27 protein-coding genes, 1 tRNA gene and 1 pseudogene are annotated in these 26012 nt (G+C 64.5%); 16 read left to right on the top strand and 13 right to left on the bottom strand.

The annotated features are described in order from the left end of the window. Nucleotides 1-6 precede the first annotated feature (6 nt). The 3 genes from ACNJYD_RS20165 (at nt 7) to ACNJYD_RS20155 (ending at nt 1570) form a co-directional block, all read left to right on the top strand. Nucleotides 7-492, top strand: coding sequence for a DUF192 domain-containing protein (locus ACNJYD_RS20165; protein ID WP_212257013.1), 486 nt, complete (start codon nt 7-9; stop codon nt 490-492). A gap of 91 nt (nt 493-583) precedes the next feature. After that, nucleotides 584-660 (top strand) — tRNA-Pro (locus ACNJYD_RS20160). A gap of 715 nt (nt 661-1375) precedes the next feature. Then, nucleotides 1376-1570, top strand: a complete 195-nt coding sequence (locus ACNJYD_RS20155; protein ID WP_172789565.1) for a hypothetical protein — start codon at nt 1376-1378, stop codon at nt 1568-1570. Nucleotides 1571-1579: 9 nt separating this feature from the next. Here ACNJYD_RS20155 and ACNJYD_RS20150 read toward each other — a convergent pair whose 3' ends face one another. Further along, nucleotides 1580-2752, bottom strand: a complete 1173-nt coding sequence (locus ACNJYD_RS20150) for an OpgC domain-containing protein (protein ID WP_260383578.1) — start codon at nt 2750-2752, stop codon at nt 1580-1582. A gap of 250 nt (nt 2753-3002) precedes the next feature. Between ACNJYD_RS20150 and ACNJYD_RS20145 the strand changes: the two genes are divergently transcribed. After that, nucleotides 3003-3308 carry an ETC complex I subunit gene (locus tag ACNJYD_RS20145; RefSeq protein ID WP_172789567.1) on the top strand — a complete coding sequence of 102 codons (306 nt, stop codon included), beginning with the start codon at nt 3003-3005 and terminating at the stop codon, nt 3306-3308. A gap of 304 nt (nt 3309-3612) precedes the next feature. Continuing rightward, nucleotides 3613-4107 (top strand): Lrp/AsnC family transcriptional regulator, encoded by a 495-nt coding sequence (locus ACNJYD_RS20140; protein ID WP_172789574.1) that lies wholly within the window; start codon nt 3613-3615, stop codon nt 4105-4107. A gap of 45 nt (nt 4108-4152) precedes the next feature. Here ACNJYD_RS20140 and ACNJYD_RS20135 read toward each other — a convergent pair whose 3' ends face one another. Then, on the bottom strand, nt 4153-5181 hold the full coding sequence (locus tag ACNJYD_RS20135) for an AraC family transcriptional regulator (protein ID WP_439363121.1): 1029 nt from the start codon (nt 5179-5181) through the stop codon (nt 4153-4155). A gap of 111 nt (nt 5182-5292) precedes the next feature. Between ACNJYD_RS20135 and ACNJYD_RS20130 the strand changes: the two genes are divergently transcribed. From ACNJYD_RS20130 to ACNJYD_RS20115, 4 genes are read left to right on the top strand one after another with little or no spacing between them, the layout of a single operon-like run. Next, the gene (locus tag ACNJYD_RS20130; protein WP_212257015.1) at nt 5293-6465 is read left to right on the top strand and encodes an isovaleryl-CoA dehydrogenase; all 1173 of its coding nucleotides are present in this window, start codon (nt 5293-5295) and stop codon (nt 6463-6465) included. A 24-nt stretch (nt 6466-6489) separates the two neighbouring features. Next, entirely contained in the window at nt 6490-8094 is a 1605-nt protein-coding gene (locus tag ACNJYD_RS20125) for a carboxyl transferase domain-containing protein (protein ID WP_212257016.1), read from the top strand. Nucleotides 8095-8098: 4 nt separating this feature from the next. After that, the gene (locus ACNJYD_RS20120) at nt 8099-10102 is read left to right on the top strand and encodes an acetyl/propionyl/methylcrotonyl-CoA carboxylase subunit alpha (protein ID WP_212257017.1); all 2004 of its coding nucleotides are present in this window, start codon (nt 8099-8101) and stop codon (nt 10100-10102) included. Nucleotide 10103: 1 nt separating this feature from the next. After that, nucleotides 10104-11015, top strand: coding sequence for a hydroxymethylglutaryl-CoA lyase (locus ACNJYD_RS20115; RefSeq protein ID WP_212257018.1), 912 nt, complete (start codon nt 10104-10106; stop codon nt 11013-11015). A gap of 207 nt (nt 11016-11222) precedes the next feature. Here ACNJYD_RS20115 and ACNJYD_RS20110 read toward each other — a convergent pair whose 3' ends face one another. The 4 genes and pseudogenes from ACNJYD_RS20110 to ACNJYD_RS20095 all read right to left on the bottom strand — a co-directional run bounded on the left by ACNJYD_RS20110 (nt 11223) and on the right by ACNJYD_RS20095 (nt 15118). Beyond that, the gene (locus ACNJYD_RS20110; RefSeq protein WP_439363120.1) at nt 11223-12149 is read right to left on the bottom strand and encodes a dihydrodipicolinate synthase family protein; all 927 of its coding nucleotides are present in this window, start codon (nt 12147-12149) and stop codon (nt 11223-11225) included. 74 nt (nt 12150-12223) lie between these two features. Further along, nucleotides 12224-13207 carry a TRAP transporter substrate-binding protein gene (locus ACNJYD_RS20105; protein WP_439363119.1) on the bottom strand — a complete coding sequence of 328 codons (984 nt, stop codon included), beginning with the start codon at nt 13205-13207 and terminating at the stop codon, nt 12224-12226. A gap of 23 nt (nt 13208-13230) precedes the next feature. Beyond that, nucleotides 13231-14495, bottom strand: a pseudogene (locus ACNJYD_RS20100) (TRAP transporter large permease). Continuing rightward, complete coding sequence (locus ACNJYD_RS20095) at nt 14495-15118, bottom strand: TRAP transporter small permease (RefSeq protein WP_439363118.1); 624 nt, start codon at nt 15116-15118, stop codon at nt 14495-14497. Before ACNJYD_RS20095 ends, ACNJYD_RS20100 begins: the two are co-directional and overlap by 1 nt. A 199-nt stretch (nt 15119-15317) precedes the next feature. Between ACNJYD_RS20095 and ACNJYD_RS20090 the strand changes: the two genes are divergently transcribed. Then, the gene (locus ACNJYD_RS20090) at nt 15318-16001 is read left to right on the top strand and encodes a GntR family transcriptional regulator (protein WP_439363117.1); all 684 of its coding nucleotides are present in this window, start codon (nt 15318-15320) and stop codon (nt 15999-16001) included. A gap of 102 nt (nt 16002-16103) precedes the next feature. On the opposite strand, the gene ACNJYD_RS20085 is transcribed toward ACNJYD_RS20090, so the two are convergent. Genes ACNJYD_RS20085 through ACNJYD_RS20075 form a run of 3 tightly spaced genes read right to left on the bottom strand, consistent with a single transcriptional unit; the run spans nt 16104 to nt 19032 of the window. Then, on the bottom strand, nt 16104-17462 hold the full coding sequence (locus ACNJYD_RS20085) for a TRAP transporter large permease (RefSeq protein WP_172789122.1): 1359 nt from the start codon (nt 17460-17462) through the stop codon (nt 16104-16106). Continuing rightward, nucleotides 17459-18013, bottom strand: coding sequence for a TRAP transporter small permease (locus ACNJYD_RS20080; RefSeq protein ID WP_172789121.1), 555 nt, complete (start codon nt 18011-18013; stop codon nt 17459-17461). The genes ACNJYD_RS20085 and ACNJYD_RS20080 overlap by 4 nt, the downstream gene beginning before the upstream one ends. Further along, entirely contained in the window at nt 18010-19032 is a 1023-nt protein-coding gene (locus ACNJYD_RS20075; protein WP_172789120.1) for a TRAP transporter substrate-binding protein, read from the bottom strand. Before ACNJYD_RS20075 ends, ACNJYD_RS20080 begins: the two co-directional genes overlap by 4 nt. Before the next feature lie 332 nt (nt 19033-19364). Between ACNJYD_RS20075 and ACNJYD_RS20070 the strand changes: the two genes are divergently transcribed. After that, nucleotides 19365-19610, top strand: a complete 246-nt coding sequence (locus tag ACNJYD_RS20070; protein ID WP_036027965.1) for a pentapeptide MXKDX repeat protein — start codon at nt 19365-19367, stop codon at nt 19608-19610. 125 nt (nt 19611-19735) lie between these two features. Here the strand turns inward: ACNJYD_RS20070 and ACNJYD_RS20065 are convergent, their stop codons facing one another. Then, nucleotides 19736-20083, bottom strand: coding sequence for a DUF6481 family protein (locus ACNJYD_RS20065; RefSeq protein WP_172789119.1), 348 nt, complete (start codon nt 20081-20083; stop codon nt 19736-19738). A 266-nt stretch (nt 20084-20349) separates the two neighbouring features. Here ACNJYD_RS20065 and ACNJYD_RS20060 point away from each other — a divergent pair, with 266 nt between their 5' ends. The 3 genes from ACNJYD_RS20060 (at nt 20350) to ACNJYD_RS20050 (ending at nt 21823) form a co-directional block, all read left to right on the top strand. Next, complete coding sequence (locus ACNJYD_RS20060; protein ID WP_212257024.1) at nt 20350-20577, top strand: hypothetical protein; 228 nt, start codon at nt 20350-20352, stop codon at nt 20575-20577. 76 nt (nt 20578-20653) lie between these two features. Next, a complete protein-coding gene (locus ACNJYD_RS20055) occupies nt 20654-20890 on the top strand; it encodes a hypothetical protein (protein ID WP_212257025.1) in 237 nt (78 codons plus the stop codon). A gap of 174 nt (nt 20891-21064) precedes the next feature. After that, a complete protein-coding gene (locus tag ACNJYD_RS20050; protein ID WP_172789116.1) occupies nt 21065-21823 on the top strand; it encodes a hypothetical protein in 759 nt (252 codons plus the stop codon). Nucleotides 21824-22115: 292 nt separating this feature from the next. On the opposite strand, the gene ACNJYD_RS20045 is transcribed toward ACNJYD_RS20050, so the two are convergent. Then, the gene (locus tag ACNJYD_RS20045) at nt 22116-22277 is read right to left on the bottom strand and encodes a hypothetical protein (RefSeq protein ID WP_172789115.1); all 162 of its coding nucleotides are present in this window, start codon (nt 22275-22277) and stop codon (nt 22116-22118) included. 165 nt (nt 22278-22442) lie between these two features. Between ACNJYD_RS20045 and ACNJYD_RS20040 the strand changes: the two genes are divergently transcribed. Then, on the top strand, nt 22443-22628 hold the full coding sequence (locus ACNJYD_RS20040; protein ID WP_212257026.1) for a hypothetical protein: 186 nt from the start codon (nt 22443-22445) through the stop codon (nt 22626-22628). A gap of 288 nt (nt 22629-22916) precedes the next feature. On the opposite strand, the gene ACNJYD_RS20035 is transcribed toward ACNJYD_RS20040, so the two are convergent. Beyond that, nucleotides 22917-23144, bottom strand: coding sequence for a DUF2171 domain-containing protein (locus tag ACNJYD_RS20035; RefSeq protein WP_025036201.1), 228 nt, complete (start codon nt 23142-23144; stop codon nt 22917-22919). 114 nt (nt 23145-23258) lie between these two features. On the opposite strand from ACNJYD_RS20035, the gene ACNJYD_RS20030 reads away from it, so the two are divergent. Then, nucleotides 23259-24644, top strand: coding sequence for a hypothetical protein (locus ACNJYD_RS20030; protein WP_246571199.1), 1386 nt, complete (start codon nt 23259-23261; stop codon nt 24642-24644). A gap of 737 nt (nt 24645-25381) precedes the next feature. Here ACNJYD_RS20030 and ACNJYD_RS20025 read toward each other — a convergent pair. After that, nucleotides 25382-25774 carry a hypothetical protein gene (locus tag ACNJYD_RS20025; protein WP_439363116.1) on the bottom strand — a complete coding sequence of 131 codons (393 nt, stop codon included), beginning with the start codon at nt 25772-25774 and terminating at the stop codon, nt 25382-25384. Nucleotides 25775-26012 lie beyond the last annotated feature (238 nt).

Genomic DNA, 26012 nt, shown 5'->3' with positions numbered 1-26012 from the left:
GCCCCCATGAATTCTGATCGAAAGGCCGTCTGGTCCGCTCTGAAGGGCTGGCTGGCCGCCATCCTCGTCATCGCCTTCTGGGCCGTCGCCGGCGCGCCGGTCGGCGCCGCCAGCTTCCAGCCGCTCGAGATCGTCACCAAGAACGGCGTGCAGGTGTTCTCGGTCGAGATGGCAACGACCGCGGAGGAGAAGGAGACCGGCCTGATGTACCGCAAGGAATTGGCCGACGGCAAAGGCATGCTGTTCGACTTCAATCCCGAGCAGGAAATCTCGATGTGGATGAAGAACACTTATGTTTCGCTCGACATGATCTTCATCCGCGCCGATGGCCGCATTTTGCGCATCGCCGAGAATACCGAGCCGTTGTCGACGAAGATCATCTCCTCCCGGGGGCCCGCCCGGGCCGTGCTGGAGGTGGTGGCGGGAACGGCGCAGAAGTACGGCATCCGTCCCGGTGACCGCGTTGGTCACCCCCTGTTCGGCGGCAAATAGGGCGGGCAGGGCTATTGCCGCCCCGGCCGGCGGCTTTTGGAAGCTTGCTGGCGCACCGGGAAGCGTGTATCGACGGGGCTCGCCGGACATTCGGGGTATAGCGCAGCCTGGTAGCGCGGCAGTTTTGGGTACTGCAGGTCGTTGGTTCGAATCCAGCTGCCCCGACCAGTCCCGGGCGGCGCTGGCCTAGAGGTCAGCATCCAACCGGCAATGGCCACATCCACGCGTCCGGCCTCCGCATCGCGCGGAAATCAGCAAGACCTCATCGAACCTTCGCCCGTCGCCATCGACAAATCCGTGTTGGGGATTTCAGCGCCCAATGTCTAAACGGACGCCGCCAAGCGATGAATATTCCGCTTGTGCGGCGTTGCGCTTTTCGGGCCGCGCTCGTCAGTTCGACGCGCACCAGCCGGGCGGAAATGGGACGTACGACCAGGCCATCTGGTTGTCGTTGGCGGCTTGCGGTGGCTCTTGCGAGGCCGTGCTCACGATTGACGCGGGCCGCGCCACGCGGAGCGCGAGGCGCAGACGTGCCCATTGCAATTTCATCATTGTCGTCCCCCCGCAATCTACTTGCTTCCAAACGTCCGATCGTCTGCAAAGTTCAGTGTAGAAATCACTGTGCGCCGAAACGGCGCGCTCGCCCTCAAATCACGGACATTCTAGAAAAACCGGCGCCGACTTTCAACCGATCGCGCCGCCCCATCCCAAGAAGTAAGGTTGATCGGCAAGGTTAAAGGCGAGCGGCTGTTGCGGTCGTCTGCGTGGCTGTTATCACGTCGGTCCCGGCTCGCGATGGGCTGCTTTCACTCTGTGCGACCACAGATGACGGTTCGTCGCGGCGCGCGCATCTTTTGAGTTCTGCGCCAGCGAGTTCTGCCCCATGTCTCTTGATCCCAACATCAGGACCGTCGGTCCGCAATCGAACTGGACCGAGATCTGGCACCTCTGGACGGTGATCGTACCGCGCCGCTCCATCAACGGGCAGTTCGTGCTCGGCAAGGTCTGGCGTCGCCACGACGGCCGCGACTGGATCTACAAGAAGTTCACCGAGTTCGACGGCGAAGAGGCGGCTTAGCCGCCTCTCTCAGGCCGCCTTCGCTTCGGCAGCCGGCTTGGCCGGCGGCGGCTTCAGCGGCTTGTCCTGCTTCTTCGACCACGAGATGTAATAGGCCACGGTCGTCATGATCGCGATGCCGGCGACACTGACGAAGATCTGCGCGAGCAGCGAGCCCGAGCTCATCGACAGCTCGAAATGACCGACGAAGGACAGGAACACGCCGACGCAGAACACGGCGAGCGACTGCTGGCCGCAGACGATCAAGGGGTCGAACACCTTCCACTCCAGCCCCGGCCACTCCTTCGGCACGAAGCGGATCACCAGGATCACGATCACCACGAAATGGAGGAAGCGGTACGGCGCGAGGTTGGTCTTGTCATTGGGGTTGAAGGCCGAGAACAGCCATTCCGGGAACATGCCGCCGAAGGCGGGGAAACGGCCGGCCATGGTCATGACCAGCGCGAACAGGAGATAACCGAGGCAGACCCACAGCGTAACAGGCGAATTGATCAGCGCGATCGAGCGGCGCGCGCCGCCCATGGAGCACCAGGCGCCGAACACGAACAGCACCTGCCAGCAATACGGATTGAAGTACCACTGGCCGGCCGGATAGGCGGTGAGATTCCAGCCGAAATGGCGCGCGGCGAGCCACAGCACGATCGACAGGATCATCGTCAAATCGGGCTTGCGCAGCATGAACCACAGCACCGGCGGGAACAGGCCCATCAGCACGATGTAGAGCGGCAGCACGTCGAGGTTGAGCGGCTTGAAGCGCAGGAACAGGCCCTGGCGCAGCGTCTCGGTGGCGTTGTCGACGAGGCCGGCGACATTGAACTCGTTGATCATCTCGGAATCGCCGAAGCGCAGCGCGAGATAGCTGATCGAAGCAATGTAGATCACGAACAGGATGATGTGGGCGACATAGAGCTGCCAGACCCGCTTGGTCAGCCGCGTCGCGCCGACGATGAAGCCGCGGTCCAGCATCATCCGTGCATAGACGAAGGAGGCGGTGTAGCCGGAGATGAACACGAACAGGTCGGCCGCGTCGGAAAAGCCGTAGTTGCGGGTCGTGATCCAGTTCACGACGTTGTCGGGGATGTGGTCGAGAAAGATCGCCCAGTTCGCGACACCGCGAAACAGGTCGAGCCTGAGGTCACGGCCCTTTTCGGGCAGCGTGGCGTTGATGTTCAGGAAGGCCATGCGACAGAAGCTCTCGAAGAGGACGGATCTGCTGGTATCGACGAGACGGCGTCGGGCGGGATCCCGGCGCGGAAGGCGGGTACGCAATTGTCACGGTGCAGCATAGTGACTATACCGTTGGCGAGGGTGCCGGGGCCGGAATCACGATCAGTTCCCAACCGGTTTCTCTATACTATCCCCGAGATTTCCACCAACTGCCACCGTGACGCATCGAAATCGAACGAAAAGACGAAGAGGCCCCGGACCAGTCATGACCGCACGCATTTTCAAGCCTGCCAAGAACGCGATGCAATCCGGCCGGTCCAAGACCAAGGAATGGCAGCTCGACTACGAGCCGGAGCAGCCGCGGTCGGTTGAGCCGCTGATGGGCTGGACTTCGTCGGCCGACATGAAGCAGCAAATTACGCTGCGCTTCCACAGCAAGGAAGAGGCGATCGCCTATTGCGAGCGCAAGGGCATCGCCTATCAGGTGATCGAGCCCAAGGAGTCGATCCGCCGGCCGGTTGCCTATGCCGACAATTTCTCGTTCCGTCGCGGCGAGCCCTGGACGCATTGAGGGGCCATTCTCATCCGAAGCATCCAAAGTGCCGTCATGCCCGGGCTTGTCCCGCCTGCGCGGCCGAAGCCGCTTCGGCGAGGCGAAGGCCCGGGCATCCACGTTTTTGTAGATGAAGAACGTGGATGGCAGGGACGAGCCCGGCCATGACGAAGGGAGCGGCTGGTCGCCCGAGCCCAAGAACCCTTGCCCAAGAACCCTTGCCCAAGAACCCTTGCCCAAGAACCCTTGCCCAAGAACCCTTGGCAGCCATTTCCCGCCGTGCTTCGCTGCCTCGCATGACACGACCATGGCGGGGCGGGGTATGGCGGGGCGTGACCAGCTCGACGGCGTCGATCTGAAAATCCTATCCGAGCTGCAGCAGGACGGGCGGGTTCGCAACAACGAGCTGGCACTGCGGGTCGGTGTGTCCGCGCCGAACTGCCTGCGGCGGCTGAAGTCGCTGTTCAGCCGCGGCGTGATCCGGGCAGTGCGCGCCGTGATCGACGAGCGGCTGCTCGGCTACGAGGTGGTGTCGTTCGTCTCGATCCAGCTCGGCAGCCAGGCCCAGCCGGTGCTGGAGGCGTTCGAGAGCTCGATCGCCGCGATCCCGCGCATCCAGCAATGCTGGCGGATTTCCGGCGATACTGACTATCTCCTCAAATGCGTGGCGCCGAGTGTCGAGAGCATGCGCCAACAGCTCCTGCATTTCGCCGCGATGCCAAACGTCAAGAACGTCCGCAGCTTCCCCGTGCTCGGGGTTGCCAAGGACGTGCCGCTGCCTTTGCAGGAGGTCGCGGTGGCGGAGGCGGCTGGGTAGCGCTTCGAATATCCCCCCATCAAATCTGAAGTTCAGAGGCGCGTCTCAGCGATACCGCCCCCGAAACTCGCGCGGGCTGGCACCGGTCCAGGTGCGGAAAGCGCGCGAGAAGCTCTTCTCGTTGCGGAATCCGGCAATCTCCGCGATGCGCTTGATCGGCGTGCGGCCGCGCATCAGCTCCTGTTTGGCGAGCTCGAATTTCGCCTCCTCCTTGAGATCGCGCAGCGAGGTGGACTCCTCGCGCAGGCGGCGATGCATCGTGCGGGTGGAGAGCGCAAGCTCGCTGGCGACGTCCTCGGCCCCGAGGACGCGTCCGCGCGCATTGCGCAGCACGCGGCGGACGCGCTCGACCAGCAGGCGGTCGCGCCGGTAGGGCAGCACGGTGAGCCGGAGCGCGCCCTTGAGCATGTTGTCGAGATCGGCCGCGCTGCGCGTCAGCGGCAGCGACAGATAGTGCTTGTCGAAGATGATGGCCGCGCGGTCCGCATCGAAGCGGACGGTCCGGCAAAAGATGGTCGGATAGACCGAGACGTGGCCGGGCTTGGGATAAGGGAACTCAGCCGCCCGGAGTGCGATCTGGGAGTCGACAGCCCAGCAGGAGAAGCCGAGCACATAGCGGAGCAGGGTGACCAGGCAGAATTCGCGCAAAGCCCCGAGGTCACGCTGCTCCCGGATTGCCACGACCGCAGTCTCCTCGCCGATTTCGAGTTCGAGCAGCACGTCCTCGGTGAGCAGGCGGTGATGCCGGCACCAGCGCTTGAGCGCGACCTCCAGCGTCGGCGCGGTGATCGAGGCGCGGCACAGCATGCCGTAGGAGCCCCACGGCAGCCGGCGCGAGAACCAGCCGAGCGCCTCGTCATCGAGCTCGCGCATGGCGTGGCCGGCGAGGGCCTCGAACTGGGCGGCGGTGACCCGCCCATCCGGAGAATTGACCAGGTCCGGCGCAACCTGACCCCGGCTCAACGCCTCCGCGGGATCGCGGCCGTAACGCTCGTAGGCTGCGACCACGCCGCGGACGAAGGCGGCAGGGGTGACGGCGCGACGCGGGATCGCGGTTGCGGCTTGAAAAGGCATCGGAATTCCCTCCGGAAAATCCTCGCCAAGTTTGGCGGAAAATGCAACCTTTTCGACCGGAGAAGGTCCCGGACCTCGCTAGGTTCGGACCCAAATTACGGAGGAATCGCCTTGAACATCCCGAGCATCGATTTCGATCTGGGCGAAGACATCAGCCTGCTGCGCGACACGCTCCGCGCCTTCGTGGAGGCGGAGATCACGCCGCGCGCGGCCGAGATCGAGAAGGCCAACCTGTTCCCGGCAGACCTGTGGAAGCGCCTTGGCGACCTCGGCCTGCTCGGCATGACCGCGCCGGAGCAATATGGCGGCTCCAACATGGGCTATCTCGCCCATATCGTCGCCATGGAGGAAATCTCGCGCGGCTCGGCGGCCGTGGGGCTGTCCTACGGCGCCCATTCCAACCTCTGCGTCAACCAGATCCGCCGCAACGGCAATGACGCGCAGCGGCAGCGCTATCTGCCGAAGCTGATCTCAGGCGAATATGTCGGTGCGCTCGCGATGTCCGAGCCCGGCGCCGGCTCCGACGTCGTCTCGATGAAGCTGCGCGCCGACAAGCGCGGCGACCGCTACGTGCTCAACGGCTCCAAGATGTGGATCACCAATGGCGGCGATGCCGACGTGCTGGTGGTCTATGCCAAGACCGATCCGGAGGCCGGTCCGCGCGGCATGACCGCCTTCCTCATCGAGAAAGGCTTCAAGGGCTTCACCCACGGCCAGCATCTCGACAAGCTCGGCATGCGCGGCTCCAACACCTATCCGCTGTTCTTCGACGATTGCGAGGTGCCGGAGGAGAACGTGATGGGCAAGGTGGGCGAGGGCGTCAAGGTGCTGATGTCCGGCCTCGACTATGAGCGCGCGGTGCTCTCGGGCGGCCCGCTCGGCATCATGGCGGCCTGCATGGACGCGGTGGTGCCCTACATGCACGAGCGCAAGCAGTTCGGTCAGCCGATTGGCGATTTCCAGCTGATGCAGGGCAAGCTCGCCGACATGTACGCGACCTGGCAGGCCACGCGCGCCTATGTCTACGCGGTGGGGCGCGCCTGCGACCGCGCCGACCATGCGCGCAGCCTGCGCAAGGACGCTGCTGCTGCGATCCTCTATTCCGCGGAGAAGGCGACCTGGATGGCGGGCGAGGCGATCCAGGCGCTCGGCGGGGTCGGCTATACCTCCGAATTCCCGGTCGGCCGCCTGTGGCGCGACGCAAAACTCTACGAGATCGGCGCCGGCACCTCCGAAGTTCGGCGCATGCTGATCGGCCGCGAGCTGATGGCCGAGACGGCTTAAGTCCCTTACTCCATTGGAATCACCATGCCGCTCCATTCCAGCATCGATCCGTCTTCATCAGATTTTGCGCGCAATTCCGAGGCCATGCGCGGCCTCGTCGCCGACTTGCGCGAAAAGCTTGCCCAAGTCGCCGGCGGCGGCGGCGAGGCCTCGCGCCAGCGCCACACCGCGCGCGGCAAGATGCTGGCGCGTGAGCGCGTCGACCTGTTGGTCGATCCCGGCACCTCGTTCCTGGAGCTGTCGCCGCTCGCGGCCTACGGCCTCTATGGCGGCGACGTGCATTCGGCCAGTGTCGTCACCGGGGTCGGCCGCATCTCGGGGCGTGAATGCGTGATCGTCGCCAACGACGCCACCATCAAGGGCGGCACCTACTACCCGATGACGGTGAAGAAGCATCTGCGGGCGCAGGACATCGCGCGGCAGAACAATCTGCCCTGCGTCTACTTGGTGGATTCCGGCGGCGCCTTCCTGCCGCTGCAGGACGAGATCTTTCCGGACGAGCGGCACTTCGGCCGCATCTTCTACAATCAGGCGCAGATGTCGTCGCAGGGCATTCCGCAGATCGCGATCGTGATGGGCTCCTGCACCGCCGGTGGCGCCTATGTGCCGGCGATGTCGGACGAGAGCATCATCGTGCGCAACCAAGGCACCATCTTCCTCGGCGGCCCGCCGCTGGTGAAGGCCGCGACCGGCGAGGTCGTCAGCGCGGAGGAGCTCGGCGGCGCCGATGTTCATTCGCGGCAGTCCGGCGTGACCGATCACTACGCCCAGAACGATGCGCATGCGATCGGCATCGCCCGGCGCATCGTCGGCACGCTGAAGCCGTCCGCGCGGCCCAACCTCAACATGCATAAGCCGCGCGATCCGCTGTTCGCGGCGGAGGAGATTTACGGCGTGGTGCCGGTCGACGGCCGCAAGCCGTTCGACGTGCGCGACATCATCGCGCGCATCGTCGACGGCTCGGAGTTCGACGAGTTCAAGAAGCTCTATGGCACGACCCTGGTGTGCGGATTCGCCCATATCTGGGGCTATCCGGTCGGCATCATTGCCAACAACGGCATTTTGTTCAGCGAGAGCTCGCTGAAGGGCGCGCATTTCATCGAGCTGTGCTGCCAGCGCGGCATTCCGCTGGTGTTCCTGCAGAACATCACCGGCTTCATGGTCGGCAAGAAATACGAGGCCGGCGGCATCGCCCGCGACGGCGCCAAGCTGGTGACGGCGGTCGCGACGGCGTCGGTGCCGAAATTTACGGTCGTGATCGGCGGCTCCTATGGCGCCGGCAATTACGGCATGTGCGGCCGCGCCTACGCGCCGCGCTTCCTTTGGATGTGGCCGAACGCGCGCATCTCGGTGATGGGCGGCGAGCAGGCTTCGATGGTGCTGAGCCAGGTCCGCCGCGACAATATCGAGGCCAAGGGCGACAGCTGGTCCAGGGAAGAGGAAGATAAATTCCGCGAGCCCATTCGCGCGCAATATGAGAGCCAGGGCCACCCATATTACGCAACCGCACGGCTGTGGGACGACGGCGTGATCGACCCCGCCGACACGCGCCTCGTGCTCGGCCTCGGCCTCTCGGCGGCGTCGAATGCGCCGATCGAGCCGACGAAATTCGGCCTGTTCAGGATGTGATGCGATGGACCGCTCAAAGCTCTACCGGCGTTTTCGCACGCTCCTGATCGCCAACCGCGGCGAGATCGCCTGCCGCGTCATCCGCACCGCGCGGGCCATGGGCCTGCGCACGGTCGCGGTCTATTCCGAAGCCGATCGCGATGCGATGCACGTCGCGCTCGCGGACGCGGCCGTGTTGCTCGGGCCCGCCCGGGCCCGCGACAGCTATCTCAATATCGAGCGGCTGATCGAGGCCGCGCGGAAGACCGGCGCCGAGGCCGTGCATCCCGGCTACGGCTTCCTGTCGGAAAATGCCGAGTTTGCGCGAGCCTGCTTCGACGCCGGGCTGGTGTTCGTCGGCCCGACCGCCGGGATGATGACGGCGATGGGCTCGAAATCCGGCTCGAAAGAGCTGATGGAGCAGGCCGGCGTGCCGCTGGTGCCCGGCTATCACGGCGATGCGCAGGACGACGCGACGCTGGCGAAGGCGGCCGAGAAGGTCGGCTTTCCCGTGCTGGTGAAGGCCTCGGCCGGCGGCGGCGGTCGCGGCATGCGCATCGTGCGCTCGGCTGATGAGCTTGCGCCTGCGATCGTCAGCGCCAAGCGCGAGGCCAAGGCCGCCTTCGGCGACGACCGCATGCTGATTGAAAAGTACGTCGACAATCCCAGGCATATCGAAGTGCAGATCATCGGCGACAGCCATGGCAATCTGCTCTCGCTGTTCGAGCGCGAATGCACGTTGCAGCGCCGGCACCAGAAGGTGATCGAGGAGGCGCCATCGCCAACGCTCAATGCCGCGCAGCGCGAGACAGTTTGTGCTGCCGCGCGAAAGGCAGCGGGCGCCGTGAACTATGTCGGTGCCGGCACCATCGAGTTCGTCTCCGACGGCAAGGATGTGTTCTTCATCGAGATGAACACGCGCCTGCAAGTTGAGCATCCCGTAACCGAGCTGATCACCGGGATTGATCTCGTCGAGTGGCAGCTGCGCGTCGCCTTCGGCGAGGCGCTGCCCTTGAAGCAGGACGAGATCAAGCTCAACGGCCATGCCATCGAGGCGCGCGTCTACGCCGAGAACCCGACCAAGAACTTCATGCCGTCGGTCGGCAGAATCTCGACCTGGCGCATGCCGGCGGAAACCGGCGGCCTGCGCATCGACGCCGGCTATCGCGAGGGCGATAGCGTCTCGCCCTACTACGATGCGATGTTGGCAAAAACGGTTGCATGGGCGCCCACGCGGGACGTTGCGATCGACCGCCTGAACCGCGGCCTGGAGGAGTCCGATGTCCGCGGCATCGTCACCAACATCCCGTTCCTGTCCGCGCTGATCACGCACCCGAAGGTGCGCGCGAACGCGATCGACACCGGCTTCATCGAGCGCGAGCTGGCGGTACTGACGTCGGCGGCGCCGGCGCCTGGAGAGCTCGAGCTCTGCGCCGCAGTCGGTGCAATCGTCAACGAGGAGCGGCAGACGGCGCAGGCGGAAGCGAATTCGCCCTGGCAGACCTTTGGCTGGCAGCCGGTCGGCCGCCGCCAGCGCAGCTTTGCCTTCCGCGTCGGCCATGGTCCGGAGCAGAAGATCACGCTGAACTACGGCAGCGGGCCGGCGACGCTGGTGATCGGCGAGCGCGAGCTGGCGTTCACGATCGCGGCCAAGGACGGCGGATTCGATCTCACGCTTGACGGCGTCAAATCGTCGGTTGCGGCTGTGATCGACGGCCACGAACTGTACCTGCGCACCCGCAACGGCCGCTTCGACCTGCACTGGGTCGATCCATTCGGCGGCGAGAGCGAGGAGCATGTCGGCGAGGACAAGATCGCAGCGCCGCTGCCGGGAACCGTCGTCGCCGTGCTGGCCGAGGAGGGTGCCAAGCTGGAGAAGGGTGCGCCGATCCTCACGCTCGAAGTGATGAAGATGGAGCAGACGCTGCGCGCGCCCTATGCCGGTGTGCTGAAATCCATCAAGTGCAAGGTCGGGGACATCGTGCAGGAGGGCGTCGAGCTCGCCGTGGTCGAGCCTGCAGGAGAGTGACATGAGCGACCAGGTCCGCATCATCGAAATGGGGCCGCGCGACGGCCTCCAGAACGAGAAGACGCCTGTCAGCGTCGAGGCGCGCATCGCGTTTGTCGAGGCGCTGGTCGCGGCCGGGCTACATACGGTCGAGGTCGGCGCCTTCGTCTCGCCCAAGGCCATCCCGCAGATGGCAAGCTCGGACGCCGTGCTGCGCGGCGTCGCGCATGTGAAGGACGCCGAATTCCACGTGCTGGTACCGAACGAGAAGGGCTATGACGCCGCGCGCGCTGCGGGCGCCAAAGTGGTCTCCGTGTTCGCGGCGGCCTCCGAAGGATTTTCGCGGGCGAACATCAACTGCACGGTTGCGGAGTCCATCGAGCGCTTCAAGCCGGTGCTGGCGCGCGCTAGGGACGATGGCGTCAAGGTGCGCGGCTATATCTCCTGCGTGCTCGGCTGTCCGTTCGATGGCGAGATCAAGCCGAAGGCGGTGGCCGATCTTGCGAGCACGCTGTGGGATCTCGGATGCTATGAGATCTCGCTCGGCGACACCATCGGCGTCGGCACGCCTGATAGGGCGAAGGACATGTTACGCGCGGTCAGCGCCAACATCCCGCCAGCAAAACTCGCGATGCATTTCCACGACACCTATGGTCAGGCGCTCGCCAACCTCTATGCGGGCCTGGAAGAGGGCGTTCGCGTCATCGACGCCGCCGCCGGTGGGCTCGGCGGCTGTCCCTATGCGCCGGGCGCGACCGGCAATGTCGCGACCGAGGATGTCGTCTACATGCTCGAGGGCATGGGTATCAGGACCGGCGTCGATATGGACAAGCTGCTGGCAGCGACGAATGAGATGAGCGTCGTGTTGGGCAAGCCGCCCGTGAGCCGCGTGGCCTCCGCGCTGAACGCGAAGAAGAAGCAGGTGGGTTCGTAAGTCTCCGTCATTGCGAGCGCAGCGAAGCAATCCAGAGTCTTTCCGTTGAGGCGGTCTGGATTGCTTCGTCGCTTCGCTCCTCGCAATGACAAGTGAGAGAGCCTTCGTAGGGTGGGCAAAGGCGCGAAGCGCCGTGCCCACCATCTTTCACAATCGTTGGCGGAAGGTGGGCACGCTTTCGCTTTGCCCACCCTACGAGACCTGCCATCAAGCCGCCTTCAGGCCGACATCGGGCAGCTGCGGCCGGTTCTTCAACGCACGGGCCATCATGGCCTCGACCTCGGCCTTCTCGTGCGGCAGCAGTGCGAGGCGGGGCGGGCGGGTCAGGGCGGTGCCGCGGCCCATGATGTGCTCGCACAGCTTGATGCACTGGACGAGGTCCGGGCGGGCATCGAGATGCAAGAGCGGCATGAACCATTCGTAGAGCGGCATCGCTTCGGCCAAGCGTCCGGCCTTGGCGAGGCGGAACAGCGTTTCGCCTTCGCGCGGGAAGGCGTTGGACATGCCGGAGACCCAGCCGACGGCACCCATGGCGACGCTCTCGACGATGACGTCGTCGAGACCTGCGAACAGCACGAAGCGGTCACCGACCATGTTCCTGGTGTCGATGAATCGTCGCGTGTCGCCGGAGGAATCCTTGAAGCAGACCACGGTCTCGACGTCGGCGAGCGAGGTCAGGATGTCGGGTGTGACGTCGTTCTTGTAGATCGGCGGATTGTTGTAGAGCATCACCGGCAGGTCGGTCGCAGAGGCGACGGCGCGGAAATGCGCGGCGGTCTCGTGCGGCTTGGAGGAATAGACCAGCGCCGGCATCACCATGACGCCGTCGATGCCGATGCGTGCGGCTTCCTTCGCGGTCTCCACCGCAAAGGCGGTGGTGAACTCGGCGATGCCGCACAGCACGGGCACGCGGCCCTTCGCGACCGCCTTCGCGGTCTCCATGATCGCGACCTTCTCCTTGCGCTCCAGCGAGGTGTTCTCGCCGACCGAGCCGCAGACGATCAGGCCGGAGACGCCGTCGCGGATCAATCCGTCCATCACCTTGGCGGTCGCGTCGATGTCGAGCGAGAGATCGTCGTGGAATTGAGTGGTGACGGCCGGGAAGACGCCTTCCCAGGCAACGCGGCGGCTCATTGTTTTGACTCCAGGTAAATATGCCGGCGGGGGGCTGGAGCCGCCGGCTTTTGTGAAAGGGATGGGGAACCGGATCAGAGCGTCGCGCCGACCTTGCGTAGCTCGGCGAGGACGGGGGCCTTGGGCAGCCAGATCTTGTCGAACTCGGCGATCACGGCCTCGGTGTCCTTGGCATCGACCTGGCGGATCGGGATCGGCGCTTTCTTGAAGTTCTCGATCAGCGTGGGCTCGTTGCCGGCGAGCTCGTCGATCTGCGCGTCCAGCGTCGACTTGATCGTCTTGGTGATCAGCTCGCGGTCGGCGGCGGGCAGCGACTGCCAGACCCGGCCGGAGACCACCGCGGCCATCGGCATGAAGACGGCGTTCATTTGCAGGATCACCTTCGACACCTTGTCGAAGCGCTGGTTCCAGGAGAATTCGAGATCGGCTTCGAGGCCGTCGACCTGGCCGTTGGCCATGGCATCGAACACCTGCGGCGTCGGAATCGGCGTCGGCGCTGCGCCGAGCGATGAATAGAAATCGCGATAGACCGGTGTCGGGTTGATGCGCAGCTTCATGCCCTTGATGTCGGCCAGCGAGTTCAGGTCCTTGGAGGAGAACACCGCGCGCATGCCGGTGATGCCCCAGCCGAGCCCGATCGTGCCGGTCTCCTGCGGCAGCACCTCGAACAGCTTCACCGCCGCCGGATGCAGCACGAACTTCGCCACCGCCGGCGTCGAGCGCACGATATAGGGCGCGTTGATCGCGGCGATGTGCGGCACGCGCGAGCCGAGCTCGGCGGCCTGGATGAAGCCCATGTCGAGCGCGCCGGATTGCAATTGCTGCATCATCGCGGTCTCGTTGCCGAGCTGGCCGGAGTGAAACACGGTCAAGGTCAGGCGGCCGTTGGTGGCAGCCTTGAGCTCGTCGCCGAATTTGAGCGCGGCCTTGTTCCAGGAATGGCCGTTCGGCGTGATCAGGCCGAGACGGAATTCCTTGGCCTGGGCGAGCGCCAGCGACGGCGCGAACACCGAGGCGGCGGCACTGGCGGCGAGAAAGTGGCGGCGTGAAAGCGGCATGGTCGGGCTCCTTTCGGATGGGCCTATTTGACGAGGATCAGCGAGAGCGAGGGATAGAGCGAGAGCAGCACCAGGAGGACGCAGGAGATGACGAAGAAGGGCAGCGTCACCATGAACATCCTGCCGGGCTTGGCGCCGGTGACGGCGGCCGCGACGAAGAAGCAAAGCCCGACCGGCGGCGACAAAAGGCCGAGCACGAGGTTGATCACCACGACGACGCCGAACTGCCGGGGGTCGATGTGATAGATCTCGGTTGCGACCGGCAGCAGGATCGGCACCGTCATGATCAGGCCGGGAATGCCGTCGATTACAGTGCCGATCACCAGCAGGATGGCGTTGCAGATCAGCATGAAGCTGACGGGATCCTTGGCGGCGGTCTGGATCCAGGCCGCGGTCTCCTGCGGCACCTTGCCGAAGATCAGGACCCAGGAGAACACGGCGGCGGCCGCGACCAGAAACAGCACGATCGCCGAATAGATGGCGCTGCGCAGCATCATCTGCGGCAGCTGCGAGAACTCGAACTCCCTGGTCCAGAACTTTCCGACCAGCGCGGCGGCCACGGCGCCGACGGCGGCGGATTCCGTGGCGTTGGCGAGGCCGCCGAGAATGGTGCCGACGATGACGATCGGGATCAGCAGCGTCGGCGAGGTCCGCAGGATCGTCATGACGCGCTGGCGCGGCGTCTGATAGTCGGCGCGGGGATAGTTGTAGATGTAGCCCATCAGCGCGATGACGAGGCAGAACATCACGGTGAGGATGACGCCGGGCACGATGCCGGCGATCAGCATGTCGCTGACCGAGACCTGCGCCAGCACGCTGTAGACCACGAACATCACCGAGGGCGGGATGATCGGGCCGAGCATGCCGCCATAGGCGGTGAGACCCGCCGCAAACGTCTTGTCGTAGCCTTCTTCTCCATCTCCGGCACCATGATCTGGGCCATGATCGCGACCTGCGCGGTTGCCGATCCCAGGATGGAGGAGATGAACATGTTGGCGAGGATGTTGACGTAGGCGAGCCCGCCCTTGAGCGAGCCGACGAAGGCCATCGCCATGTCGACGATGCGCCGCGTGATGCCGCCGCCGTTCATGATCTCGCCGATCAGGATGAACAGCGGGATCGCGATCAGGCCGTAGCTGTCGACGCCGCCGAACAGCTGAAGCGGATAGGACTGGAACAGCACCGGGTTGCCGGACGCCGCGATATAGACGAGCCCGGCGAGGCAGAGGCAGAGGCCGATTGGCACGCCGACCAGCATGAACGCGACGAAGGCGGCGGACGTGATCATCAATTGACCCCGTCGAGCTCGGAGAGCTGGAAGCCTGTCAGCGGCGTGCGCGGGACCAGCCCGAGATCTTCCAGCAGATTGGCGAGGCCGTGGATGGTCATCGACACCGCGAAGATCGGCAACGTGAGATAGAGCACCCAGGTCGGCCAGTTCAGCGTCTGGGTGCGCTCGGTATAGAGGAAGTTGAAGGTCTCGGCCGCGAGCTTGCGCCCGTCGAAGCCGACGATCGCCAATCCGATCGGGTCCATCCAGAGCACGCAGGTGACGGTCAGGGCAACGCCGAACACGACGACCATGCCCGTCGAGATCACTTTTGCGATCTTCTGGCGCCGCGGCGACAGCCGCTCCGTCAGCATGGACACCGCAAAATCGAGCCGCAGCCGCGTCATCGCGGACGCCCCGATGAAGGTCAGCCAGACCACGCAATAAACGGCGGATTCGTCGATCCAGTAGATCGGGAAGTGCGAGTAGCGGGTGACGACGTTCACCAGGATCAGGCCGGTGAGCAGATACATCAGGCCCATCAACGCCAGCCGCTCAAACGCGAGCAGGGCGCTCGACATCCGGACGATCGTACGTCGGAGGCTGAGCGCGCGCGTGGCCGGCATCGTCTGCTCGATCATGAAAGAGGCCCCAACCCCCGAAGATTTGTCGTGCGATTGCCAAATGTATAATTTATACATTTTGGGAGTCAAACGGAGATTGCGGTCAATTCGGCGGCAGGACGCGCTTTTGCTGGGCACCGGCTTTTGCGGGACACGTCAACATGCAAGAGAGGGACCGCTTCGGCCGGACGAGTCGGAAAGCAGGACGGAAAGTCAGATGAAACAGCCTCTGAAGCATCGCACCCTGTCGGCTGCGATCGTCGACCAGCTCCGCCAGGCAATCCTCGACGGCACCTATCCGGCCGGATCGCAACTGCGCCAGGACGCGCTCGGCGAGGCCTATGGCGTCAGCCGCATTCCCGTGCGCGAGGCGTTATTCCAGCTCGAGGCGGAAGGCCTGGTGCGGATCGTTCCGCAGAAGGGCGCCATCGTATCCGAGCTGTCGCTGGACGAGATCAACGACGTTTTCGACCTGCGCCGCATCCTGGAGCCGCGATTGCTGGCGCAGTCGGCGCCGCGTTTCACGACTGAGGATTTCGACGGGCTCGATAACATCCACAGGAGTTTCGAGAAGGCGATCAAGGCGCGCAACGTCAGTGAGTGGGGCCAGCTCAACGCCGACTTCCACATGGCGCTCTACGTTCACGCGCCGCAGCCGCGCACCCGCGCGATCGTACTGTCGCTGCTGCAGACCAGCGATCGCTACACGCGCCTACAGCTCTCCAACACCAAGGCGATGGGCATTGCCGAGAAGGAGCACGCCCAGCTGATCGCGCTCTGCCGTGCGGAGAAAGTGGACGAGGCCTGCCGGTTTCTGGAGCTGCACATCGAAGCCGTGCGCAAGGACCTGCTGCAGGTGGTGGCGAATGCGCCGAAGTCGCGGCGGAAAGAGAATTCGTAGGGTGGGCAAAGGCGCGCAGCGCCGTGCCCACCATCTCTTCGTGATCGCCGACAGGTGGTGGGCACGCTTCGCTTTGCCCACCCTACGATAGCGACCGCAGCGTCACCTGCTGCCGTCCGGCCCCATCACGAGGTCCGGGAGCCAGGTCGAAATCCCCGGCACGAAGCAGAGCAGCAGCACCGCGAGCATCATCAAGAGCACGAAGGGCAGCGTGCCCCAGATCACCTCGCGCAGGGGAATATCAGGCGCGACGTTGCGGATGACGAAGATGTTGAGGCCGACGGGTGGATGGATCAACCCCATCTCCATCACGATGGTCATGACCACGCCGAACCAGATGATGTCGAAGTTGGCGGCGCGGAGCGGCGGCAGGATGATCGGCGCCGTCATCAGGATGATCGAGACCGGCGGCAGGAAGAAGCCGAGCACGACGACCATGACGAGGATCGCGAACAGCAGCTCCCAGCGCGGCAAATGCATCGCGACGATGGCTTCGGCCACCGATTGCGAGATGTGCAGATAGCTCATCACGTAGGAATAGAGCAGCGACATGCCGATGATCATCATCAGCATGGTCGATTCCCGGATCGTCGACTTCATGATCGGGGCGAGGTCGCTCGGCCGCCACACGCTGTAGATTGCCGCGATCAGCGCCAGCGCCAGGAGGCCGCCGAGGCCCGCGGTTTCCGACGGCGTGGCGTAGCCGCCATAGAGCGCGACCATGACACCGGTGAGCAGCAGCACGAAGGGGATCACGCGCGGCAGCACGCTGAAGCGCTCGGCGAGCGTATATTCGTCGCGGGTGAGGATCGCAGCCTCCGGCCCGCCGTTCTTGTAGACCGCTTCGGCCGCCCTGTATTCCTGGCGGAAGCGGATCACGGCATAGGCGCCGAACAGCGTGACCAGCAGCAGGCCCGGTCCGATGCCGGCGAGGAACAACCGCCCGAGCGACTTTTCGGCGGCGACCGCGAACAGGATCATGGTGATCGAGGGCGGAAGCAGGATGCCGAGCGTGCCGCCGGCGGCGATGATCCCAGCTGCAAAGCCGCCGGAATAGCCGCGCTTGCGCATCTCGGGGATGCCGGCCGAGCCGATCGCCGAGCAGGTCGCGGGCGAGGAGCCGGCCATCGCCGCGAACAATGCGCAGGCGAACACGTTGGCGACGCCGAGGCCGCCGGGCACGCGATGCAGCCAGGCGTGCAACGCCGAATAGAGATCCTGGCCCGCGCGCGACTTGCCGATCGCCGCGCCCTTCAGGATGAAGAGCGGGATCGACAGCAGCGTGATCGAGGCCATCTCCTCGTAGACGTTCTGCGTCACCGTATCGAGCGAGGCCGAGGGCATGTAGATGCCCATGAACACGACCGCGACCGCGCCGAGCGCGAACGCAATCGGCATGCCCGAGAACATCACCAGCAGCGTCGCAATGCCGTAGGCAAGGCCAATGCCGAAAACGCTCATGGCCGCTTGGCTCCGGTGAAGGGCAGCGCAAGCTGCACGAGGATCTGGAGGCAGAGCAGGCTCATCCCGAGTGCCATCAGCGAGTAGGGGATCGCGAGCGGCGGCGACCACATCGAGTTGGAGACCTGGCCGTCGACATAGGCCTCATGGGCCAGTGTCCAGGACTTCCAGGTGAAGAAGGCGCAGAACAGGAATGTGGCGGCATCGACCAGCCAGAGGCGAACCTGGTTCGCGAATGGCGACAGCAGGCCGACGAAGGCCTCGATGCCGATATGACCGCGATTCTGCTGCACATAGGCCGCCGTCATGAAGGTGGCGCCGACCAGGAGGAACACGGCGGCCTCGTCCTGCCAGTAATTGGCGGCCTTGAACAGCGCGCGGCTGAGCACGCTGTAGCTCAGGATGGTGCAGGCGGCGACCAGCGCAATCGCGGCGAACACGACGATGATGCTGTTGAGGACGGCGAGACCGCGATCGATCGCCGCCGCAGGGCCGGTCCCTGCGGCAACGCTCGCCTGGTCGTCACGATCCGGAAGCGGACCGTGGCTCATGCCGCGACGTCGATGGCGAGCTTGAGCAGGTTTGCGGCGGTCGCGGTCTTGGCGCTGTAATCCTTCCACGCGGTGTCGCGCGCGATGTCGCGCCATTTGCCGACGGTCGCGGCATCCAGAACCGAGACCTTGGCGCCGGCCTTCTCATAGACCTTGGCGACCTCGACGTCGTCGTCCTGCGCGCCCTTGCGGCCGAAGGCTTCGAGCTCGGTGCCGACCGCGAGCAGGATGTCCTGATGGTTCTTCGGCAGCTTGTCGAAGATCGCTTTCGACATCATCAGCGGCTCGAGCATGAACCAGTAGGAGGCGCCTGCCCCTGATGTCAGCGACTTCGCGACCTCTTCCAGGCGGAACGAGATCAGGCTGGTCGAGGAGGTGATGCCGGCATCGCAGGCGCCGGTCTGCATCGCCGCGTAGATTTCGTTGGAAGGCACCGACAGCACCGAGGCGCCGGCGGTCTGCAGCACCATGTCCATCTCGCGCGAGCCGCCGCGCACCTTCAGGCCCTTGGCGTCTTCCGGCGCGACGATCGGCTTGGAGCGGCTGGCGACGCCGCCGGCCTGCCAGACCCAGGTGAGCAGGATGATGCCCTTGTCGGCGAGGAAGTCGGTCAGCGCCTTGCCGACGGGCTCCTTCTTCCAGCGCAGGCCCTGGTCGTAGGTGGTCACCAGGCCCGGCATCAGGCCGATATTGGTTTCCGGCACCTCGCCGCCGGCATAGGGCATCGGATAGAGGCTGATATCGAGCGCGCCCTTGCGCATGGCGGAGAACTGCGCGTTGGTCTTGATCAGCGAGGAGTTCGGATAGATCTCGGCGGCAATGTCGCCGTTGCTGCGCTTGGCAACTTCAGCGGCGAACATGCGGCAGAGCCGGTCGCGGAAATCGCCCTTGTCGATGGTGCCGCCCGGAAATTGATGTGAGATCTTCAGCGTGGTCGCGGCCTGCGCGGTGCCAGTGCCGAAGCGCAGAATGGCGGGTGCCGCGACGGCGGTCGCGATCAGATGTCGGCGCGTAATCATGGTGTGATCCCTTTGATCGTTTCTTTGGACTGTTCTTGTTGGTGTGATTTGGGTCGGGTCTTGTCAGACCGGCGTTCGGGCCCATCCTAGCCGGTCTTCCACCCGATATTCTCTCATCTGATAGTTCGAGACCGAATGCCCCGGCAAGTGCCGGCCGTGCTGCGCTGCACACTTGCGATCCCGGTTGTGAGCGCGAAGCACGTCGTACAGCGGCCAGCGGATGGCTCGCCAAAATTTATAGGCAGCGGCGTAACAACGCCGACTGGCGATCCGTCGATATTGAATAGCGGCGTCCGTCGCTGACAAACACCATCTCGAAGGAAAGATGAACCATGACCATTCGCACCCGCATCGTGCTCGGCGTCTCGGCTGCCGCTCTCTCGCTAGGCCTCGCGTTTGCGCCGGCCGCTTTTGCTCAGGACAAAATGGGCAAGGACGACGGCATGATGAAAAAGGACACGATGTCCAAGGACGGCATGATGAAGAAGGATACCATGTCCAAGGACGACGGCATGAAGAAGGACCACATGTCGAAGGACGGCATGAAGAAAGACGACGGGATGATGAAGAAGAACTGATCCAGGGCCGTCATCGCGCAACGCCCTTTGGCGGGTCGCGCCCTCTCGAATTCCGGCGGCGGCCTTTGAGGCCGCCTCCGGAATGATTGTTCAGTTCAAGTTCAATTGAACGTGACCGGCGAGTCTTACTTGCGCTTCGCTTTGCGGGCGGCGTAGCGCGCATCGCGCTTGGCCTTCTGCTCGGCCTCGAGCGCAGCCAGCCTCTCGGCGGCTTCCTCGGCCTCCCGCGCGATCCGCGCAGCTTCCGCCGCCTTGGCCTCTTCCTCGAGGCGCTTCTGTTCGGCCTTTTCGGCCTCGCGCGCGGCCTTTGCCTCGGCGCGCTTGGCCGCGAGGGCCTCGCGTTCAGCGCGGCGCGCAATCACCGCCGGATCATCGGGGCCCGGCTGCGACTTGAACTTGTTCAAAAGATTTTTGCGAGCGTCCTGCGCCGCCTTTTGCCGGTCTGCAAAGCCGGGTTCCCTGAATCCACTCATCGACGAGCCTTGTCTTCCTCGCTTTCGATCCTACATCGGTGCCTGTTGGTACGTCGGCTGGGCATAGCAGGCGCCACGCGACGCAGAAGCGTGTACATCGGCGCGCGTCGCGAAGCCACCCATAATCGCAGCCGATCAGGTCAACGAAAAATCGCCCCCCCGACGATCTCTCGTAGCCCGGAAAAACTGCTGAATTGTGATGTCCCTCATAAACGGGGCACACGGGCGACGCCTAGCGTCCGCCCCGTACGAGACGGAGCACGGGCATGACGATCTCAAGACCAAGCCTGAAAGCGCTGGCGATTGCCTTCGCCGTGGCCGGCGCCGCGCTGCTGCTCGCACGTCCGCAGCCCATCGAAAGTGCGGTGCTGGGAGCGGATTGGGAATGCACCCGGACTGCATTCGTGCTCACGAGCTGCGCACCGCGCGTTCAGGAGGCAATTCCGGCGGTCGAAACCTTGCGCAAGGATGCGATCCGGCAGACCCGGGGCTGAATTGGGCCGGGTGATCGGGATGTGACGCGACGCCGCAGAGGTGGTAAAGCCAGCGCGCCAGCGTGACCAGGCGGCCATGTCGAAACCAGAGTCCAGATCCGAACGGGGCGAGGAGCCCAATCTTCGACCGAAACGTCAGCCCAAGCGTCCGTCCGGCGGCGACCGCCGCGGCGCGCTCGCAGGATTGATCATCGCGGTCGTGATCCTCGGCGTCGGCTGGTGGCTGGCCCGGGATCTGACGGCAGCCAGCAAGATGCAGGATTGCCTGATGTCCGGGCGAAGCAATTGCAACGTGATCGAGCCGGCGCGGTAGGCGCGATCCCGCACGACCCGCAGGGCTGAAAAAAGGCCCTGATCTTAATCATTTGTAACGGGACTTAGCCGATCAAGCAGGGCAGTGATTTCGGCCGGCATCAGCCCGGCGCGTGGCGATTCGTCGATCGCGCCCGGAAATCATGGCCATGGAAAGAGCAGGGGGCTAGCACGCATGAGTGCGTCCAAACGCATCAAGATCATCCTTCCCGTGGTCTCCGCCATTTCGTTGCTCGCGCTGTCGGCGCAGGCCCAGGAGGCCAGGCCACCGAAAGACGCCAGCCCACCGCCGGCCGGGCCGGCCGCAGGCGCGCCGCCACAGGCCAATCCGACCATGCGCAAGGGCCCTCCACCCCAGCAGGCGACCCGCCCTGCGCAGCCCGGCGGTCAGCCCCATGCAGGTCACAATGCCGGCGGCCCGCCGCCCGGACGTCATGTTGCGCGCGGTCCTGCTCCGGCACGGGACTGGGGCGGACACAGCTATCGCGGCAATCTCGCCTGGGAGGGCGGACGCTGGCGCCACGAAGTCCGCCATGGCCGGTCCGGCTGGTGGTGGGACGTTGGCGGCGTCTGGTACTATTATCCGCAGCGCATGGCTGGCCCGCCGGCCTACATCTCAGAGGACTATATCGACGACGTGCCGGTAGCCTACGCCCCGCCTCCGGTGGCCTATGCGCCGCCACCTCCGCCGCCGCCACCGGCTGATCCCGGCGCAAGCGCGCTTGGCGGCGCGATCGTCGGCGGCCTGCTGGGCGGGCTGATCTCAGGCAATGCAACAGGGGCTGCCGCTGGCGCGGTCCTCGGCGGTGCAACGGGCGCAATCGCCGGTGCGACCGCTGCAGCCCAGCCCGGCTATTACTGGGCGCAGGGTGCCTGCTACTACCGTTATCCGAACGGCCAATATGTGCAGGCCGACCCCCGCGCCTGCTATTGAGTTTTCTATTGAGTTTTCCTGGCCGGATCGGACCATTGAGGCGGGCTCGGGCCCGCCTCATCTTCTTGCACACCGGCGGTTGCTTCGAATTGGCTCTGGCGCTCGCCGCCGCTCCACGCAAATCTCAAAGAAAAATGACGGGATGATTCGCGGGGATGTGGGACATGCTGGATGCCATCCAGATCAGCCTGGCGCTCTGGGCCATGATCGTTTGCGGCGGAATTAAACTCGCGCAGGTGCTGCCCAGCCTAATCTAAGGCAGGATCAGCGGGTAGACCGACCACGTCGCGCGTCAGGACACGAGCCAGTTGAAGAACGCGATCGAGGCCCAGACCAGGCCGGCGATCCAGGCCACCATGACGACGCCGATGGTACCGAGATAGGCGATGCCGAGCAGGTCCGCGCGATGTCGCTGCGTCGGCACGATGACTTCGGTTGCTGCTTTGCGTGTCATGATCGGACATCACCCATGAAGCCTTGGCAGCTTGTTTAGCGGAGATGTCGCGGACAGGCTGTGACGTGGTTCACAGATCGGTCCACGCGGCTGGCGGGGGACCCCGCAATCATACGGAACGAAATTGCCACGCGCTTGTCCAGATGGCCGGCTAGAGTCTGTCTCATGTACACCGAGTACGATCCGCAACATGAGGCCGAGGCCGCAATGAAGCGCGCCGCGGAGGCCGAGGGTGTCGACCGGCAACGGCTGATCCAACTGGCCCTGGCATGGCACGAACTCGCCCGCGATCTGCGCGATGAGCAAGCCGGCGCCTCGCATGCGGCCGGACACAGACCGCCGGCCCGATAGCACTGACATGAGAAAAACCCCGTGCTCGGGGGACAAGCACGGGGTCCTTCAAAGCCGACCGGGGCTGGCGGGTCGGCACCACTCTGTTCGGTTGTCAAACGCGCTGATCGCGCATTCGTTCCCGATCGATCCGCAGTGATAAAGGCCATCGAATTGCAGCGATCTTCCACCGCAGCAAGCTATCGTTAACGAATGCGCCGCGCCATCGAATTGCGGTTGCGATTCGTGCTTGCGAACGAAGCGGAGTCGGACCGTGAACAAACAAAAGCCCCGCGGGGGCTCAGTGTTTTACGCCGCTTCCGTCTTCGGAACGGCATCGGCATTCACCGACAGCTTGACGACGTCGCCTTCGACGGCACCGACATATTTCGTGTCGATATAGTGGTGATGGTCCTTGTGACCTTCCGGGCTGTCCTTGCGCGTCAGCTTGATGCGGTTGCCCTCGAGCCGATCGACGGTGCCGACATGTGCGCCGTCCTTGCCGATGATTTTCATGTGCTCTCTGATGTCAGCCATGCTGTCCTCCTTGCATGGATTCAACTGCGAAGGTGCCTGTTCGTTGCAGCGGGCGCGTTGGACCCGCTGGGTTTTCCAGACGTTGACGCCTGACTGGATCTGTCAAGAAGCGCAATGGAGACCATTCGAGCCTATCTGGAGCGCAAGCACGCGGAACTCAGGCTGTTGAACGGCAGCCTGAGAAACCCGCTCGACTTGGCGCCGCCGTGTTCCGTCGACGACGTCGTCCGATCCAAATTCCAGATCACTGCGGCGCTCAGGGCGGAGCACGAATTGCACGAGTGGAAGGCGACCGAGACAGCCTGGTCGCACACGGCCGATCCCGCCAGCGGGCCGTTCGAGTTCAGTTACGATTACCAGCGGGCCGATCTCACGGTACGCGGGCCGTCGTTCTACGCGCTCGACGGCGGCTGCACGAGCACGGCGATCTACACCGCCTCGGGAATGGCGGCGATCTCCGCGGTGCTGCTTGCCTCCGCGCGGATCGTTGCGAAGGCCGACATCCTGGTGCTGCCAGGCTCCTACGGCGAGTCGCTGGAGCTGATCCGAAGCTTCATCCCGCATTTGCGGATCGAGGCCTTGACGCTGCCGCTCGGCGATGCGTTGGCACGGGTGGGCTCGCCGCGGATCCTCCTGCTGGATTCCTGCTCCGTCGCCGGCGCCATCGAAGCGGTGCTGCGCCGTGACGGCTCGGGACTCGATCTCCTGATTTTCGATACGACGTGCTTCGCCGGCAGGTCCGGTCGCATCAGGCGGGTCTCGAGGTGGGCCAGGTGGCACGGAATTCCGCTGGTGCTGGTGCGAAGCCACAACAAGCTCGACTCGCTCGGAGCGGAATATGGCAGGCTCGGCTCAGCCGTCTTCGTGCACGGGCATGAGCGTTCGCCGCGGGCAGGGGACATTGAATGGACACGTCTCGCGTCCGAAACGCGCAATGCGGTGCGGCTGCTCGGCGGTGCGGCATTGCCGGCCCACTTCCCGCCCTTCGCAGGCAGCGCGGCGTACTGGGCGCTGACGAAGCGGCGCGTGGCGGCGATCTTGCGTAACGGCCGAAGCTCGGCGCGATACTTTGCCGCCGAGATCCCGGCGCTCTCGGCTCAGCTTCGCTTCACCCACGGTCTCTACGTGACCCTTCGCGGACAGCGCGCGCTCGACGAGGCGGCAGCGCGGCAGGCTGCCGAGGACATGAGCTGCGAATTGCGCCGCGAGGGCTTTCCCATCCGCCACGCCGGCAGCTTCGGGTTCGACTTCGCCGCGACCGAATGGTTTCACGATGCGACGACGGATCAGTACAGTGTCCGGGTGGCGGTTCCGGATCTGCCGACCGAGGTGTGGGGCGATCTCACCGCTGCCATTGCGCGGTGGTGGCGCGGTCATCAGCCGGCAGGCGGTGACGTGTCTGTCGACGGCCCGGCGGAGGGCGCGTCGATCAGTCGACCGCCAGGCAATATTCCAGTTGCGGCTTCTCGCGGTCGCGGCGCGCCCATTCCTGAAGGGTAAATGCAGGCTGACGTTGTCCCGTTGCGGCGCCAAGGATCGAGGCCTGCGCCAGCTTGATGGGCCGCGTGACCACATTGGTGTTCACCACGCCTGCGTCGACTGCCAGATACGATATCGCAACGACCGCGACCGCAGATGCGATCGCCATTCTCGTCAGCTCGGATTGCTGCATTCAAAACCTATCGGACGCATCTCGTCCGGCGGTTACATAGGGCTGATCTGCGCAGTTCAAAGGCCGGCATATGGTTACCCACGCCTTCGTGATGGGCGCCGGCTTTGCAAATGGTGAATGGCGATCCCGGCAGGACTCGAACCTGCAACCCGCGGAGTAGAAACAAGCTGGGCACAGAGCCAAAATCCGCCACTCAGCAAAGGCTTAGCGGCCGTCCACGCCGCGATCCGGGGTTCTCTCCGGGACTTTGTCGCCGTAACGCGCTTGGTACAGCGCTTCGAGTCGCAGCTGCGCCGCCAGAGCACCTCCGCCAGTGCCAGCGCCGCCTCAGGCGCAAGGCGCGTGTCCAGGCCAAGCTGTGCATTCATCCTGAACGCCTCTGCCTGGCGGGCCAGCGCGCCGACAAGGGCGCCACGGGTCGCAGGCGGGGCACGCTGGTGCGTTACGGCCATAGGGCTGCCAGACTGCGGGCGGGGTTTGCTGCGGGCACGGACAGGCTTCCTAGCTGGTTTGGCGTCTTGTTGCGGTGCCGTGCTGCCAATCCAGGCAGCACGGCCAGCCCAGTTCAGCTCAGCAGCAGGCGCTCCATCGGCGAGAGCGCCGGAGGAGGCACCACCGGCCCATCGAACAGATCGAACCGGGTGTTGCCGATCGCCGTCTGCACCGACGCGGTGAACAGATCGTCCGCGTGGTTAGTGACGCACTCGGCGAGTCGTCCATGGTAAACCCCATAGAGACCCTTCGTGAGATGCCGGTCCTTGCGGCCGATGATCCCGAATGCAAGCCCATCCTCTACGATGAATGGACGCATCCACGCCATATGGCGAAATTGGTTTGGCGTATGGGTGAAGTCGCCGTTGCCGTCGTAAGTCCACGTTTCAATGTGGTTCTGGTCGATACACCAGCGAAGTCGCTCGAGCAGCGTTTTTGGTTTGTTCGTGCTGAAGAGAATGCTCATAGTTCCATTGGTCTTTCATTAAATGGCGACCATGGGGAACGTAGCCACTTGACAACCGTTGTCCGAAATACAAATGGTGTGCATGTGATCACATCTTCCTTAGCCGCCAGGTTGAGGATAGGGCCCGGCCGGTGCGCTAACACCGGACCGGGCCGTTCTGTGTTTGACAAAGCAAACGCTCCAGAGATGGTTATCTCGATGGCTTCGTGCAAGCGTCGGGAGCTATTTTTTTGTGTTT

Origin of the sequence: Bradyrhizobium sp. SPXBL-02 (assembly GCF_051853065.1) — a bacterium.
Lineage (GTDB): Bacteria > Pseudomonadota > Alphaproteobacteria > Rhizobiales > Xanthobacteraceae > Bradyrhizobium.
Note: the sequence above shows the minus strand (reverse complement) of the source record. Positions and strands in the feature narration are given on the sequence as shown.